Origin of the sequence: Streptomyces marokkonensis (assembly GCF_008312835.1) — a bacterium.
GTDB classification, from domain to species: domain Bacteria; phylum Actinomycetota; class Actinomycetes; order Streptomycetales; family Streptomycetaceae; genus Streptomyces; species Streptomyces marokkonensis_A.
In genome coordinates, this window is record NZ_VSKS01000002.1 from 131,277 (window position 1) to 144,883 (window position 13,607).

The window sequence follows — 13,607 nt, forward strand, 5'->3', positions numbered from 1 at the left end:
CACGGCGCTTCCCGGCGGAGCGACCCCTCACCCCCGCGAGGAGCGCGAAGCAACCGCCCGCTCCACAATGGCGACCAGTTGCTCATGATGCGCCCCCTTCCAGTACGCGCGCCCGCAGTCGGAACACTGCGCGAACACGTCGTAGTTGCGGTGCGTGCCACCCCGCAACTGGTCGGCGACCTCGTCCTTGGTGGCCCGGCGCAGCAGCCCGTTGCAGGCGGTGCACCGGGTCCACGGGCGCAGCTCGGGATCGAACCGGTCCAGCACGTACGTCAGTTGCACCTCCGGCCGCGTGCTGTAGACGAACGCCCCCGCCCACAGCTCCCGCCGCCGCAGCAGCCCCCGGTCCCGGCTGAGCATCACCCGCTGCTCCGCCGCCGACCGGGCGGCCAGTGCCGGATCACCGATGTCGGTCGACTCGTACGCCGTGTCCACGCCCAGCAGCCGCAGCCGGCGCGCCAGCGTGCCGAGGTGCACGTCGAGCAGGAACCGCAGCGGCGCGCCCGGCACCCGCTGCGGATGCGCGACGGCCCGCACGGTCACCGACTCGCCCGCGGCCGGGACGTGGCCGGCCGGCACCTCGCGGCCGTCCACGAGCAGCGTGCCCACCTCGGTCTGGGGGACGCCGAGGGACTCGACGACGTGGCCGAGGCTGGAGACGCCGTCGGTGGTGGTCTTCGTGGCGCCCGTGGGCCGCGCCTGGGGTACGAAGACCAGCAGCTCGGGATCGAACTCGACGTGGATCTCGGGACCGTTCACCCGGCCAAGGATGTCATGTCCGGGGCCCGCCGCCCCGGGATTTCGCGGTGGGCAGGCCGTGCTCGAAGACGTCGAGGGCCTGGTCGACGAGATCGGCGACGTCGTCCCTGTGGCCGCGCTCGGCCCAGTACTTCGACACCTCCAGCAGGCCGCCCATCAGGGACATGGTGTGCACCCGCACCTCCAGGCCGTCCGCGTCGAGGCCGGTGCGGACGGCGATCGCCTCCGCGAGCAGCCGTCCGGTCTCCGACAGGCTCTCCGTCATCCGTGAGCGCACCGCGGGCACCTCCAGCATCAGCCGGGCCCGCAGCAGCGTGACGTCCGGCTGTTCGGCCATCGCGAGGCCGATGGCCCTGCGCATCACGTACCGGACCGAGTCCAGCCAGGGTTCGTCGGCGGGTCGTGCGGTGAGCTCCGCGAGCAGCGGCTGGTCGTACTCGTCCGTGAGGACGATGTCCTCCTTGGCCGGGAAGTACCGGAAGACGGTCGACGGCGACACCTCGGCCCTCTCGGCGATCTGCTCGACCGTCGTGGCCTCGTACCCCTGCTCCTCGATCAGCGAGTAGGTCGCCGTGCGGATCGCCTCGCGGGTCTTGATCTTCTTCCGTTCGCGGAGACCGGGGCGCGGCGGATCGGCGGGGGTGAGGGGGGATCGTGCGGCCGTCATGACGGTCATTGTCGTGCATCGGCCTCCGGGGCGGCCATGTCCCGATCGGCGTCCCGGGGCCCACCAGCGGCGGGGTCGGCGTGCGCGGCGTTCCGCATCGTGACAGTGGCCATGAAATAAAAGTGACTTTCGAAAGCTGCCCACTGTCAAGATTGTGCGGGCATGAAAAAGGCCGCGGCGCCGAAGCCGCGGCCGGTGGTGCGCTGGACGCCTCTCGGGCGTGCTAGTAGGCCACCAGGGAGATCCCCACGTAGTGGGCGATGAAGGCGGCCAGGGTGAACGAGTGGAAGACCTCGTGGAAGCCGAACCAGCGCGGGGACGGGTTGGGCTTCTTGATGCCGTAGATGATCCCGCCCGCGCTGTAGAGCAGGCCGCCGACGACCACCAGGACCAGCACGGCGACGCCGCCGGTGCGCATGAAGTCCGGGAGGAAGAAGACGGCCGCCCAGCCCATCGCGATGTAGCAGGGCGTGTAGAGCCAGCGCGGCGCGCCGACCCAGAAGACCCGGAAGGCTATGCCGGCGGCGGCCGCCGCCCAGATGCCCCACAGCAGCCACTGCCCCGTGGAGCGGGGCAGCAGCAGGATGGTCAGCGGGGTGTAGGTGCCCGCGATGATCAGGAAGATGTTGGCGTGGTCGAGGCGGCGCAGCACCCTGTCCATGCGGGGGCTCCAGTTGCCCCGGTGGTACAGCGCGCTCACGCCGAACAGCAGGCAGGCCGTGAAGGCGTAGACCCCGCAGGCGAGGCGCCCCCGGGCCGAGTCGGCGAAGGCGGTGAGCACCAGTCCGGCGACCAGGGCGGCGGGGAACATGCCGAGGTGCAGCCAGCCGCGGAGCTTGGGCTTGACGGGATGCGGCAGGGAGGTCGCCACCGGTCCGGGGCCGTCGGCCGGCGGGTTCGCGGAGGCGTCGGGGGCGAACGCAGTCATGTCTCGCATCGTACCTACGGAGCCGTAAGTTACGCGTCGTGGTGACGAATTGACCTTCCGGAGTGGCCATCATCTCACGCCACCGCGCGGAAGTGTCACGCAAAGAAATCGTCAGTTCTACTCAACGTGCGCGTAAAGCCGCGGGAAAGACCGTGGTCAGCGTCACGTTGCTCACCTGTGCGGCCCTCTGGACAGATGGGCGCTCGCGTCGGATGATCAAATGAGTGCGGTCGACACCGGATGAGCGCCAAAGATCACAGCTTGAAGCATCCGGGTCGCAGCCCCCACGGGGCCTCCAACAAAAAACCCCTCATTTAGGAGCAAACGTGGCGCGCGACATCGCGGTACCCGGCGTCCCCACCACCCACCAGGGACTGATCTCCTGGGTCAACGACATCGCAGACCTGACGCAGCCGGACAACGTGGTCTGGTGCGACGGCTCAGAGGCCGAGTACGAGCGCCTGTGCGAGGAGCTCGTCGCCAAGGGCACCTTCAAGAAGCTCGACCCGATCAAGCGCCCGAACTCCTACTACGCGGCCTCCGACCCCACCGACGTCGCCCGCGTCGAGGACCGGACCTTCATCTGCTCCGAGAAGGAGGAGGACGCCGGCCCGACCAACCACTGGAAGGCCCCCGCCGAGATGCGGGACATCTTCCAGGGCGAGAAGGGCGTCTTCCGCGGCTCGATGAGGGGCCGCACCATGTACGTCGTGCCCTTCTGCATGGGCCCGGTCGGCTCGCCGCTGTCCGCCATCGGCGTCGAGATCACCGACTCCGCGTACGTCGCCGTCTCCATGCGCACCATGACCCGGATGGGCCGGCCGGTCCTGGACGAGCTCGGCTCCGACGGCTTCTTCGTCAAGGCCGTCCACTCGGTCGGCGCCCCGCTGGAGCCCGGCCAGGAGGACGTCCCCTGGCCCTGCAACCAGACCAAGTACATCTCCCACTTCCCCGAGGACCGCGAGATCTGGTCCTACGGCTCCGGCTACGGCGGCAACGCCCTGCTCGGCAAGAAGTGCTACGCCCTGCGCATCGCCTCCGTCATGGCCCGCGACGAGGGCTGGCTGGCCGAGCACATGCTCATCCTCAAGCTCACGCCCCCGCAGGGCGAGAGCAAGTACGTCGCCGCCGCCTTCCCGTCCGCCTGCGGCAAGACCAACCTCGCCATGCTGGAGCCCACGATCTCCGGCTGGACGGTCGAGACGATCGGCGACGACATCGCCTGGATGCGCTTCGGCGAGGACGGCCGCCTCTACGCCATCAACCCCGAGGCCGGCTTCTTCGGCGTCGCGCCCGGCACCGGCGAGCACACCAACGCCAACGCCATGAAGACCCTGTGGGGCAATTCCGTCTTCACCAACGTCGCCCTCACCGACGACGGCGACGTCTGGTGGGAGGGCATGACCGAGGAGACCCCGGCCCACCTCACGGACTGGAAGGGCAACGACTGGACCCCCGAGTCCGGCACCCCTGCCGCCCACCCCAACGCCCGCTTCACCACCCCCGCCGCGCAGTGCCCGATCATCGCGCCGGAGTGGGAGGACCCCAAGGGCGTGCCGATCTCCGCCATCCTCTTCGGCGGACGCCGTGCCAGCGCCGTACCGCTGGTGACGGAGTCCTTCGACTGGAACCACGGCGTCTTCCTCGGCGCCAACGTGGCCAGTGAGAAGACCGCCGCCGCCGAGGGCAAGGTCGGCGAGCTGCGCCGCGACCCCTTCGCCATGCTGCCGTTCTGCGGCTACAACATGGGCGACTACATGGCGCACTGGATCGACGTGGCCAAGGACAAGGACCAGTCCAAGCTGCCGAAGATCTACTACGTCAACTGGTTCCGCAAGAACGACGAGGGCGCGTTCGTCTGGCCCGGCTTCGGCGAGAACTCCCGCGTCCTGAAGTGGATCGTGGAGCGCCTGGAGGGCAAGGCGGAGGGCGTCGAGACCCCGATCGGCATCCTCCCGGCCAAGGCCGCCCTGGACACCGACGGCCTGGACCTCTCCGACGCCGACCTGGACTTCCTGCTCACCGTCGACAAGGACGTGTGGCGCGAGGAGGCCGCCCTGGTCCCCGACCACCTGAACACCTTCGGCGACCACACGCCCAAGGAGCTGTGGGACCAGTACCACGCGCTGGTGAAGCGCCTGGGCTGACCGCCCGCTCGGACCCCGCGGCCGGTCGGGATGAGGATGCCCTGACCAGCGATCGTCACGATCCGGCCGGCCGCGGAACACACCGGCGAGGCCCGCACAACGGCGTGCGGGCTCCTGGGCCTGCCGTCGTCCCCTCCGCCCGCCCCGGCGGAGGAGAGGACGGCAGGCCCTCGCCATGTCGTGCTCGCCGCGTTCCTGGCGTGCGCATGCCCCGCGTGTTCTCCTTGCTCATCCGATCTTCACGGCTGTTCCATGTCCTTCACGGGTGTCTCACGTGTCGCGTGGGGCCTCAAAACAGCCTGTGGGGGGCACAGTTGAATACAGCACACCGTCCCGGACGCCTCGCGGTCACCGTCCTCACCGCCGCACTCGCCGGGACCGGACTCACCGTCGCCGCCGCGCCCGCGGCGCATGCGGCGGCTTCCGACGCCGTCATCAAGCTGCCGATGTCCTCGTTCTCGGCGCTGGCCGTCGACAACGTCCACCGGCAGGTCTTCGTCGCCGACAGCAACACCGGCTACGCCACCAACTCCGGCACCATCGCCGTCTACAGCTTCGCCGGTGAGCGGCTCACCACGATCCTCACCAACCAGAAACACGTCTCCGGCCTGGCGGTCAGCGACGACGGCAGCAAGGTGTACGTCGGGATGCGCGACCGCATCGACGCCATCGACACCACCACCTACCAGCAGACCCCCGTCGCCAACACCTACACCGACACGTGCGGCCGCGATGTCGCCCTCTCCGGTGGCCAGTTGTACTTCACGACGCCGTACGCGCAGTACGCCGGGGAGTGCGCCACCTCCAGCACCTACGTGGACGCCGTCGTCAACGGGGTTCATCAGCGCACCGGCTGGAACGACTACGGCGACCTCCAGCTCGAGTCCGGCCCCGGCAACAGGATGCTCATGGGCCAGCCGCGCAACGCGAGCGCGCCCAACCCCTTCGTCACGGTGTTCGACACCAGCGGCGACAGCCTCGTCCGCAATGCCGCGCGCCGCTTCGCCGACAGCGAGGGCAAGGGCGCCCTGGACTTCAAGGACATGGCGTTCTCCGCGGACGGCACCAAGGTCGCCGTGGCCGACGCGGCCTTCGGCACCCGGCTGCTGAACGCCGGCGACCTGTCCGACGCGCCGGCCGGCTACCGGGCGCTGCCGTCCGGCGCCGCCGCCAGCGCGGTCGCCTTCAGCGGCGACGGCAAGTACATCGCGCGCGGCGCCTCGGCGACCGGCTCGACCCCGGACCTGCTGGTGCAGCCCGCCGATCCGGCCGACTCCACGCCGCCGCTGGAGTTCGTCTTCGAGGGCAGCCTCGACGGCGACCGGGTCGTCCCGCGCGGCATGGAGTGGTCGGCCGACGGCTCCCGCCTCTTCGCCGTCACCGCCGGCAGGGCCGGCACCGCCGCCGGCCAGTACTGGCTGCACATCGTCCAGCCCCCGGCCGTCCAGTACGACGTCCGACTCGGCGGGACGCTGACGCACAGCCCCGCCCAGGCCGTCGCGGGCGAGCCGCTGTCGGTGCGGGGCCGGCTGGAGTACGACGGACCGGCGCCCGCCGAACCGATGAAGGTCACGGCGACCCGCACGGACGCGAACGGCACCCATGACCTGGGCACCTTCACCGTCAAGGAGGACGGCTCCTACACCGTCCTCGACGAGCCCGGCCTGGTCGGCGACGCCACCTACACCGTCTCCTACCTCGGCGACCTCACCCACCGCCCGGCCACCGACGTCACCCACACCGTGTCCGTCGGCAAGGCCCCCGCCTCGATCGCGCTGACCGCCCCGGCGGAGGCCTCGATGAGCACCGGCGTCGAGATCACCGGCACCTTCACCGCCCAGGGCAAGGCGCTGCCGGACCGCGCGGTGCTGAAGGTGGAGCGCACCGACCGGCTCGGCACCGGCACCCTGTCGTCGGTGACGGTCGCCGCGGACGGCACCTTCACCGTCAACGACATCCCGCGCACCCGGCGGGAGACCACCTACCGGGTGAGCTGGCAGGGTGACGACCTGCACGAGGGCGCGACGGCGTCGGCGACGGTGTACGTCACCCGCTGACCCGTCGTCCTCGGGGACGTACCGTCCGGAGTCACTCGCGTCGGCCCGGGCCCTCCGGGCCGACGCGAGTCATGTCCGGGGCCGTCGTCCGATGGCGTCAGGTGAGGTGGCGGGTGAAGAACCGGACGCTGCTGTCCAGTTCGTGGGCCGGGATCTCGGCGTGCCTGCCGGGGTTGGCGTGCAGGGTCTTCTCGGCGGAGGCGAAGGCGTCGAACAGGGCCAGGCTCTGGGAGCGCGGTACCCGTTCGTCGTCCCACTGGACCAGGAACTCCACCGGCACGGTGATCCGCGCGGCGGCGTCGGCCGTGGCGTGCGCCCCGCCCAGGCCCAGCACCGCCGCCCTGACCCGCGGTTCCTCGGCGACGAAGGGGACGCCGAGGCCGCAGCCCAGCGACACGCCCCAGTAGCCCACCGGGCCGGGGCCGACGTGGTCGACCTCCTGGACGGCGTCCAGGACCGCCCGCCACTCCGGGACGGTCCGGCGGGCGACGAGCGCCTGGAACTCGGCGATCAGCGGCGCCAGCTCCTCGCCGGCCGCCACGCGGGCCTGGTTCTCGGTGGCGATCCGGTCCAGCCCCTCGTCCTTCGGCCGGTCGCCGTGGGCGGGCACGTCGACCGCCACCACCGCGAAACCGCAGTCGGCCACGTAGCGACGGGCGTGGAACAGGACGTCGGGGGCCTTCTTGTGGTGGCCCCCACCGTGCCCGATCAGGATGAGGGGGCGCGGGCCGGTGGCGCCTTCCGGCGTCCACAGCACGCCGGGGATCTCACCGAGGGTGAAGAGCTGCTCGGACACGCCGTCGGACGACGTGCGAGAGGTGAAGCGCATAGCGTTTCGAGCCTTTCGGGATGCCTCTGCGGGCACTCCCTAGGCCGCGCACGGGAGGGAGCCCCGACCTGTCACAGCGTGGATCGGACTCACCTCCTCGGTTCGCGGGAACGCACAGCGCGCCCAATTTAGCAGGCGGGGCCGCCACCAAGACGCCGTTTTCGCCATGAGCGGGGCAACCAGTCGGCGGTAGGCGGTGTGCCGGCTTCCAGGAGCCTCCGCCAGGGGCCTACGGGAGGCGGCTACTGACCGGAGGGCGCCGGCACGAGGCCGTCCGCGACCAGCCCGGCAAGGACCGCTTCGCCGAGGGCGTGGACGGCGGACTGAGGGCGGACCATGACGGTGAACTCTTTGATCCGGCCGTCGTCATCGAAGTGCAGCAGGTCGATGCCGTGGATCTCCTTGCCGCCCACCCTGGCACGGAAGAGCAGCACTGCCGAGGCGGCGGACGTGCTGTCGGTGCTGGTCTGCGCGGTGCCGGTGTAGTGGCCGATGTAGCGGAAGTCCTCGAACGTGCGCAGCAGGACTCCGAAGAGGCCCAGCACCATCGGCTTGCCCTCGAAGGGAGTGAACTTCACCGGGCTGTAGAGGCGGATGTCCTCCGTGAACAGGTCGTCCAGTGCCGCGAGGTCACGGCGGTCCACGGCAGCACGGAAGCGGTCGGCAGCGGTCATGGCTTGCTCCCTCTCCATAGTCATGAATAAGACTAGTCACTTTCATGACTATCATGGGTTGGGTGTTGGCGACAGAGGCATGCAAGGAGGCGACCCGATGGCGCTACGGCACGCCGTGCTGGCGGCACTGCTCGAAGGAGAGCTCAGCGGCTACCAGCTGACCAAGGCGTTCGACCTGGGTGTGGCGAACTTCTGGTACGCCCAGCCGCAGCAGCTCTACGCCGAGCTGACCCGCCTGGAGAAGGGCAGGCTCATCGCGGGCCGGGAGGTGATCCAGGAGGCCCGGCCCAACAAGCGCCTGTTCCATCTGACCGACGCCGGGCTGGCGGAGCTGGAGGAGTTCACGGCCGCAGCGGCGAAGCCCTCCTTCATCCGCGACGACCTGCTCGTCAAGGTCCAGGCCGCCGACTACGTCGACACCGAGGCCCTGATGGCGCAGCTCTCCGAACGCGCCGCCTTTGCCCGGGCCAAGATCGACCTCTTCGGCAAGATGCTGCGCAGCATGCGCGGCGACCGTACGGAGGGGGAATTTCTGCGCCACGGCCACCGCATCGGCCCGTACCTGACCTGCCTGCGCGGCCTGGCCTTCGAAGAGGGCAACCGCGACTGGTGCGAACACACCATCGCGGTCCTGCGGGAGAGACAGAAGGCCCATGTCCAGCACTGACGCGGCATACGCGCGCTACGTCGCCCTGGGCGACAGCCAGACGGAAGGGCTCGGCGACGGCGACGACACCACCGGCCTGCGCGGCTTCGCCGACCGCCTCGCCGAACACCTCGGGCGTTCGCTTCGCTCGGCCGGTGCCGTCGGCACCGACCCCGACGCGGCATGACCTCAGCCGCACGCGGTGACGGGACTCCTAGGGCAGGAATTCCCAGAACGGCCCGTCAGGCGCCCGGTTCCGCACGCACAACGTGACGTCCCGCCCCTTGAGATAGTCCAGCAGCCACTCACCGAACGTCATCTCGTAGCGGGTCCAGGCCGGACTGTCGAACTCCTGGACCACGACGCGCCAGGGCGACGAAGGGCCCTCGGGAACGCACAGGAAGACCGCCTCACCCGTCGTGGCCGTCGCCACCGGTATCAGCTCCCCGGGGCCGCCGCCCACCGGACCTGGCAGGAACTCCGCCATGTCCTCCTCCCGCCAGAGCTCGAGATCGTCCCTGACGTTGTCGCTCAGACTGTGCAGCAGGTGCCGCGCGGGGTGCTTCAGATACAACTGCCCGTTGATCTCGACCGATCCGTAGGCGTCCACGATCTCCCGGAAGTCCCCGGGGAACGCGACACCGAGCTCCCGCTCCAGGTCGTCCCACGGAGCCGGGTCGTCCCAGTTGAACCGGGGCTCACCCAGCAGGCCTCGGATGTCGGAAAGCGTCACCGCCACGGGGTTCCTCATGTGGTTTTCTCCGGTGGGTCGGTCGGCCGCAGCTCCTGATCACTGCGCGCTGCGCGATCCTAGGCCCCTCCACTGACAACGGTCCCGATACGGTCCCGGCATGGATCTTTTCGCCGCCGACCGGCTGCGGCTGGTCGAAGCGCTGCCACCTCGGCTGTCGCCCAAGGAGCGTCGCGCCATGGACGACGCCTGGGACGCGGCGGTCCGGGCCAACCCGACCCTGTTCGACGGGCCGGTGGCCGGGTGCACGGGTCTGGAGCACGACGCACGTGGCGGCCTTGTCCTGACCTGGGCCCGGGCGACCTACCGCTTCTACGTCCTGCGCAGGCTGCCCGGCGCGTCCGCAGGGCTGCCGTCCCTGTTCGTGTCGGTCGCGCAGCCGGCGGACGACGGGCGACTGCTGGTGGGGCGGATGGCGTCCTGGACGGCCTCCCCCGGCCGCTGGCAGCTCCCGGGCGGCTCGGTCGAGCCCCCGCCGGACGGCGAAACCCTCGACCTGGCCGCCCTGCGCCGCCACGCGGCCCGGGAACTGGCCGAGGAGACCGGTGCCGACACCCCCGCCGACGGCCTCACACCCTGGCAGGTCACCCGGGGAGCGAACGGCAGCGTCGGCGTCCTGTTCCAGGCCCCGCCCCGCCCGGCGGCATGGCTGCACGACCGCCACGCCACCCTCACGGCGACCGAACACGCCCTCGGCCGGACCCCGGAACTCGACCGGCTCGCCCTCGTCCGCACACCCGCCGACCTGGCCCCTCTCACCGGCCCGCACGTGTCCTACCTGGAACCGGTCCTCCGCCGTCACGGCCGGTCGTGGTCAGGGGACGGTGAGCCGTAGTCCTGGTACCAGTGGACGTCGAACCAGCGGGCCGTCGAGAACGGGTGGTCCGGGTCGGTGAGCAGGCGGTGGACGAACTCCCCGGTCGTGCCGTCGAACCGCTCCCACGAGTCGGGGACGTCCTCCTTCGCCAGCACGGGCCACCGGTCCGGGTCGGGGTCCCCGGTGAGCCAGTAGAACCCGTGCGCCTGCTCGGTGCTCGCCCACTGCAGCAGCCCGCCGGGAGCCGGAAACACCGGGTACGGCTCCCACAGGTCGCTGCCCCGCGTACGGGCCCACTCACCGAGCCACTCGGTGTGCCGCACGATGTCCGAGCTGTCGAAGGGCGCGTCGGGCACCTGGAGTTGCAGGTACCCGTCGAAGGCGCCCGCCCCGCCGAAGATCTCGGCGAGCCGCTTGTAGTCGCCCGGCAGCCCGGTCCCGAGCCGGGCCTCGACCGCCGCCCAGTCCACGGTCCGCGCCCGGTTCGTGTCCCACCCGGTGACGGCGACGATCCCGTCCACCCAGGACGCCGGTTCCGGCAGGCCCGCCGCCGGGTCCTCCCGCTCGGCGACGAGCACCACGAGCCGCACGTCACCGACGCCGTCATCGGCCCGCGCCGTACCGCAGCCGATCCACCGGTCCCCGTACGCCCACGCCCGCATCTCGACGACCCGCTCCCCGAACGGCACCAGGAGCGGCGACCCGGTCCGCACGCTCGCGGCCGGGTCGACGGTGCCGCCCGTGGCGAGGCCGCGCGGCTCCCCGAACCGCGAGCCGATCGCCTCGCGCACCTCCCCGAAACCGACCTCCGCCGGCGGCACCAGGCACACGTGCCCCGCCGGATGCCCGCGCGTCCCGCACACCGGCGTACCCGCGCCCTGGGCGGTCAGCCGGTGCACGTCCGCGAGAAGCTCCTCCACCGCATCCATGGCCGTCATTCAAACGGACGCCACTGACACACCTCTGACACACCTCCTGCAAGTCGACGTGGAAGGACCTGGCGTCACGGTCCCCGGTGACATGTGAACCACAGGTGGACGAGCCGTGGTTGTTCGTCGAGGATCCGCGTTCCCTGCCGCTCGGGGCACAACCCTCGCCCCACCGCGACGGTCATGCGTGCGGCCCCCCACGCCTCACCTCTGTCCCCGAGACTGGAGCACTCTTGCGCACACGCACCCTGGCCGTCGCCCTGGCCGTCGCCACGGCGGCCGCGGGCCTGTCCCTGACCCTCGCCCCCACAGCGAGCGCGGCCACCTCCGTGCCCGACGACTTCAACGGCGACGGCGTCGCCGACCTCGTCGTGGCCACACCCCACGCGCCCGTCGACGGTCACGTCGACGCCGGTTCGGTCACCGTCCTGTACGGCTCCGCGGACGGCGTCTCGCCCGACCGCTCGGCCACCTTCACCCAGAACTCCGCGGGCGTCCCCGGCGACGTCCGCTCCCACCACCTGTTCGGTGCCACGCACGCAAGCGGCGACCTGGACGCCGACGGTTACGCCGATCTCGTCATCGGCGCGCCGGGCGACTCGGTGCCGTACAGCAGCAGCTACGGCACGCTCACCGTGCTGTGGGGCGGCCCGGACGGCCTGACCGGCGACGGCATCTCGATCGCCAGCCCGTACGCCACCAGCGAGTGGTCCTCCGAGAAGGACTACGGCAAGAAGGTCGTCGTCGCCGACCTGGACGGCGACGGCGTCCCGCAGATCGCCACGCTCAGCCGCACCAACCTGTGGGCGTACGACGACCTGGCGGGCCGCACGGCGCCCACCGACGCTGCGCGCTTCTACAACTACAACGCCTACATACAGCCGCGCACCCTCACCGCCGCCGACTTCACCGGTGCCGGACGCGCCCAGCTCGTCGTCACCGGGCCGGAGAACTGCGGCGGGACGGCGGGCGGCTGCCAGCACACCGCCGTCTACACGTGGAGCGACAGCGGCCTGCAGGAGGCCTGGCTGCCGGACCCGGGCGCCGACGCCTCCGGTGCGAACGAGGCGCCCACCGTCTCCACGGCCGCCGGGGACGTCGACGGCGACGGCTACGCCGACCTCGTCACCGGCCACGTCCCCGCGTCGGCGACCACCACGGGCGAGTACTCGGACGCCGCGGGCTTCGTCCACGTCCGCTACGGCAGCGCGGACGGCCTCGGCGCCCACCGCACCGCCACACTCGACGCCCCGGGCGGCAGCCGGGCCGGTGACAACGTCGGCGCGTCCGTCGCGGTCGGCGACGTCACGGGCGACGGCTACGCCGACGTGGTGGCCGGGGCACCCGGCGCGACGGTCCGCGGCGTGGCGGGCACCGGCGCGGCGGTCCTGCTGCGGGGCTCGGCCGCCGGCCTCACCGAAACCGACGCCCAGGTGGTCCACCAGGCCAGCGACGGCGTGCCCGGCACGGCGGAGACGGACGACTGGTTCGGCTCCGCCGTGGACATCGCCGACCTTGACGGCGATGGTGCCGCTGACGTCACGATCGCGGCGAAGGGCGAGGACGTCCTCGCCGGGTCGGTACGCGACGGCGCCGACTGGGTGCTGCGCGGCTCGGCGACCGGCCTGACGACGACCGGCGCGACCTCGTTCAGCGCGCAGGACCTCGGCCTCACCGCCCCGGACGCCGAGTTCGGCTCGGTCCTGGGCGGCTGACCCTTTCCCGCATCGAGGCATGAGGGACGGCTACCGCGGGTCACGGCCCGCGGTAGCCGTACGACAGAGCCCTCCGGCGGACACCACGGGCACCGCACCACCATCCGGCCCGGCCCCCAGCTCGCACCACACGGTCTTGCCGCCGGGCCCGTGCGCCACGCCCCACCTCGACGCCAGCGCGTCCAGCAGCGCGAGCCCCCGCCCCGACTCCTCGTCGGCGCCCACCGATGCCCGCAGGACGGGCAGCGCACGCGGGTCGGGATCGGTCACCTCCAGGCGCGTGCGCCCGCCGTCGTCGCACCACACCCGGACGGTGACGGGGACGCCCTCCCCGAGGTGCTGGACCACGTTCGTGACGAGCTCGCTCGCGCAGAGCTGGACGTCGGCGCCGTACGCACGCAGGGCACGCCGTACGCCGGACACCTCGGCCGGTGTCGCGAGCAGTTCCAGCGTCGTGGCCGGTCGCATCACGCGGCCCCCTTGCGGAGGGCGGCGGTGAGGGCCTGGGCGGTGAGCAGGTTGCAGTTGCCGAGGGCGATCAGCGGCCGGACGGGGCAACGGGAGGCGAAGGTCGGGAGGTCGACGCCGAGGGACGGCAGCGTGATGCCGTGCGCGGCGAGCGCCGCCCGCAACTCCTCGGCGCAGGCGTCGGCTTCGGTGGGGCTGTGCATGGGGGTTCACACCTTCC

At 71.5% G+C, this 13,607-nt stretch carries 14 protein-coding genes and 1 pseudogene; 6 read left to right on the forward strand and 9 right to left on the reverse strand.

Translation table 11 applies throughout. From position 1 onward, the window contains the following. Positions 1 to 27 precede the first annotated feature (27 nt). The 3 genes from F1615_RS03365 to trhA all read right to left on the reverse strand — a co-directional run bounded on the left by F1615_RS03365 (position 28) and on the right by trhA (position 2,354). On the reverse strand, positions 28 to 759 hold the full coding sequence (locus tag F1615_RS03365) for a Mut7-C RNAse domain-containing protein (RefSeq protein ID WP_149547350.1): 732 nt from the start codon (positions 757 to 759) through the stop codon (positions 28 to 30). A gap of 13 nt (positions 760 to 772) precedes the next feature. Further along, the gene (locus F1615_RS03370; RefSeq protein WP_167533650.1) at positions 773 to 1,435 is read right to left on the reverse strand and encodes a TetR family transcriptional regulator; all 663 of its coding nucleotides are present in this window, start codon (positions 1,433 to 1,435) and stop codon (positions 773 to 775) included. A 214-nt stretch (positions 1,436 to 1,649) separates the two neighbouring features. Then, positions 1,650 to 2,354 (reverse strand): PAQR family membrane homeostasis protein TrhA, encoded by a 705-nt coding sequence (trhA, locus tag F1615_RS03375; protein WP_149547352.1) that lies wholly within the window; start codon positions 2,352 to 2,354, stop codon positions 1,650 to 1,652. A gap of 326 nt (positions 2,355 to 2,680) precedes the next feature. On the opposite strand from trhA, the gene F1615_RS03380 reads away from it, so the two are divergent. Both F1615_RS03380 and F1615_RS03385 read left to right on the forward strand, forming a co-directional pair. Beyond that, positions 2,681 to 4,501 carry a phosphoenolpyruvate carboxykinase (GTP) gene (locus F1615_RS03380; protein ID WP_149547353.1) on the forward strand — a complete coding sequence of 607 codons (1,821 nt, stop codon included), beginning with the start codon at positions 2,681 to 2,683 and terminating at the stop codon, positions 4,499 to 4,501. A gap of 314 nt (positions 4,502 to 4,815) precedes the next feature. Further along, positions 4,816 to 6,558 (forward strand): Ig-like domain repeat protein, encoded by a 1,743-nt coding sequence (locus F1615_RS03385; protein ID WP_149547354.1) that lies wholly within the window; start codon positions 4,816 to 4,818, stop codon positions 6,556 to 6,558. A 97-nt stretch (positions 6,559 to 6,655) separates the two neighbouring features. On the opposite strand, the gene F1615_RS03390 is transcribed toward F1615_RS03385, so the two are convergent. Together F1615_RS03390 and F1615_RS03395 are read right to left on the reverse strand one after the other, a co-directional pair. Further along, complete coding sequence (locus F1615_RS03390; protein ID WP_149547355.1) at positions 6,656 to 7,387, reverse strand: dienelactone hydrolase family protein; 732 nt, start codon at positions 7,385 to 7,387, stop codon at positions 6,656 to 6,658. Between the two features lie 242 nt (positions 7,388 to 7,629). Further along, entirely contained in the window at positions 7,630 to 8,061 is a 432-nt protein-coding gene (locus F1615_RS03395; protein WP_149547356.1) for a nuclear transport factor 2 family protein, read from the reverse strand. 97 nt (positions 8,062 to 8,158) lie between these two features. On the opposite strand from F1615_RS03395, the gene F1615_RS03400 reads away from it, so the two are divergent. Both F1615_RS03400 and F1615_RS03405 read left to right on the forward strand, forming a co-directional pair. Continuing rightward, on the forward strand, positions 8,159 to 8,728 hold the full coding sequence (locus F1615_RS03400; RefSeq protein WP_149547357.1) for a PadR family transcriptional regulator: 570 nt from the start codon (positions 8,159 to 8,161) through the stop codon (positions 8,726 to 8,728). Then, a pseudogene (locus F1615_RS03405) lies at positions 8,715 to 8,840 on the forward strand (SGNH/GDSL hydrolase family protein); the annotation flags it as partial. The gene F1615_RS03400 and the pseudogene F1615_RS03405, both read left to right, overlap by 14 nt. Before the next feature lie 81 nt (positions 8,841 to 8,921). Here the strand turns inward: F1615_RS03405 and F1615_RS03410 are convergent. Beyond that, positions 8,922 to 9,440, reverse strand: a complete 519-nt coding sequence (locus F1615_RS03410) for an SMI1/KNR4 family protein (RefSeq protein WP_244328628.1) — start codon at positions 9,438 to 9,440, stop codon at positions 8,922 to 8,924. Between the two features lie 118 nt (positions 9,441 to 9,558). On the opposite strand from F1615_RS03410, the gene F1615_RS03415 reads away from it, so the two are divergent. Next, positions 9,559 to 10,293, forward strand: coding sequence for an NUDIX hydrolase (locus F1615_RS03415; protein ID WP_149547358.1), 735 nt, complete (start codon positions 9,559 to 9,561; stop codon positions 10,291 to 10,293). Here F1615_RS03415 and F1615_RS03420 read toward each other — a convergent pair. Continuing rightward, positions 10,257 to 11,204 carry a hypothetical protein gene (locus F1615_RS03420; RefSeq protein WP_244328629.1) on the reverse strand — a complete coding sequence of 316 codons (948 nt, stop codon included), beginning with the start codon at positions 11,202 to 11,204 and terminating at the stop codon, positions 10,257 to 10,259. The genes F1615_RS03415 and F1615_RS03420 overlap by 37 nt on opposite strands. 233 nt (positions 11,205 to 11,437) lie before the next feature. On the opposite strand from F1615_RS03420, the gene F1615_RS03425 reads away from it, so the two are divergent. Further along, entirely contained in the window at positions 11,438 to 12,919 is a 1,482-nt protein-coding gene (locus tag F1615_RS03425; RefSeq protein WP_149547360.1) for a VCBS repeat-containing protein, read from the forward strand. 30 nt (positions 12,920 to 12,949) lie between these two features. On the opposite strand, the gene F1615_RS03430 is transcribed toward F1615_RS03425, so the two are convergent. After that, entirely contained in the window at positions 12,950 to 13,387 is a 438-nt protein-coding gene (locus F1615_RS03430; RefSeq protein ID WP_149547361.1) for an ATP-binding protein, read from the reverse strand. Beyond that, a complete protein-coding gene (locus F1615_RS03435) occupies positions 13,387 to 13,590 on the reverse strand; it encodes a hypothetical protein (RefSeq protein ID WP_122215583.1) in 204 nt (67 codons plus the stop codon). The genes F1615_RS03430 and F1615_RS03435 overlap by 1 nt, the downstream gene beginning before the upstream one ends. Positions 13,591 to 13,607 lie beyond the last annotated feature (17 nt).

What these genes read in the sequence shown, in the direction of transcription:
- F1615_RS03420 (WP_244328629.1), bottom strand. Translation starts at nt 11,204, where the DNA reads ATGGATGCGGTGGAGGAGCTTCTCGCGGACGTGCACCGGCTGACCGCC.
- F1615_RS03390 (WP_149547355.1), bottom strand. Translation starts at nt 7,387, where the DNA reads ATGCGCTTCACCTCTCGCACGTCGTCCGACGGCGTGTCCGAGCAGCTC.
- F1615_RS03400 (WP_149547357.1), top strand. Translation starts at nt 8,159, where the DNA reads ATGGCGCTACGGCACGCCGTGCTGGCGGCACTGCTCGAAGGAGAGCTC.
- trhA (WP_149547352.1), bottom strand. Translation starts at nt 2,354, where the DNA reads ATGACTGCGTTCGCCCCCGACGCCTCCGCGAACCCGCCGGCCGACGGC.
- F1615_RS03415 (WP_149547358.1), top strand. Translation starts at nt 9,559, where the DNA reads ATGGATCTTTTCGCCGCCGACCGGCTGCGGCTGGTCGAAGCGCTGCCA.
- F1615_RS03370 (WP_167533650.1), bottom strand. Translation starts at nt 1,435, where the DNA reads ATGACCGTCATGACGGCCGCACGATCCCCCCTCACCCCCGCCGATCCG.
- F1615_RS03435 (WP_122215583.1), bottom strand. Translation starts at nt 13,590, where the DNA reads ATGCACAGCCCCACCGAAGCCGACGCCTGCGCCGAGGAGTTGCGGGCG.
- F1615_RS03430 (WP_149547361.1), bottom strand. Translation starts at nt 13,387, where the DNA reads ATGCGACCGGCCACGACGCTGGAACTGCTCGCGACACCGGCCGAGGTG.
- F1615_RS03395 (WP_149547356.1), bottom strand. Translation starts at nt 8,061, where the DNA reads ATGACCGCTGCCGACCGCTTCCGTGCTGCCGTGGACCGCCGTGACCTC.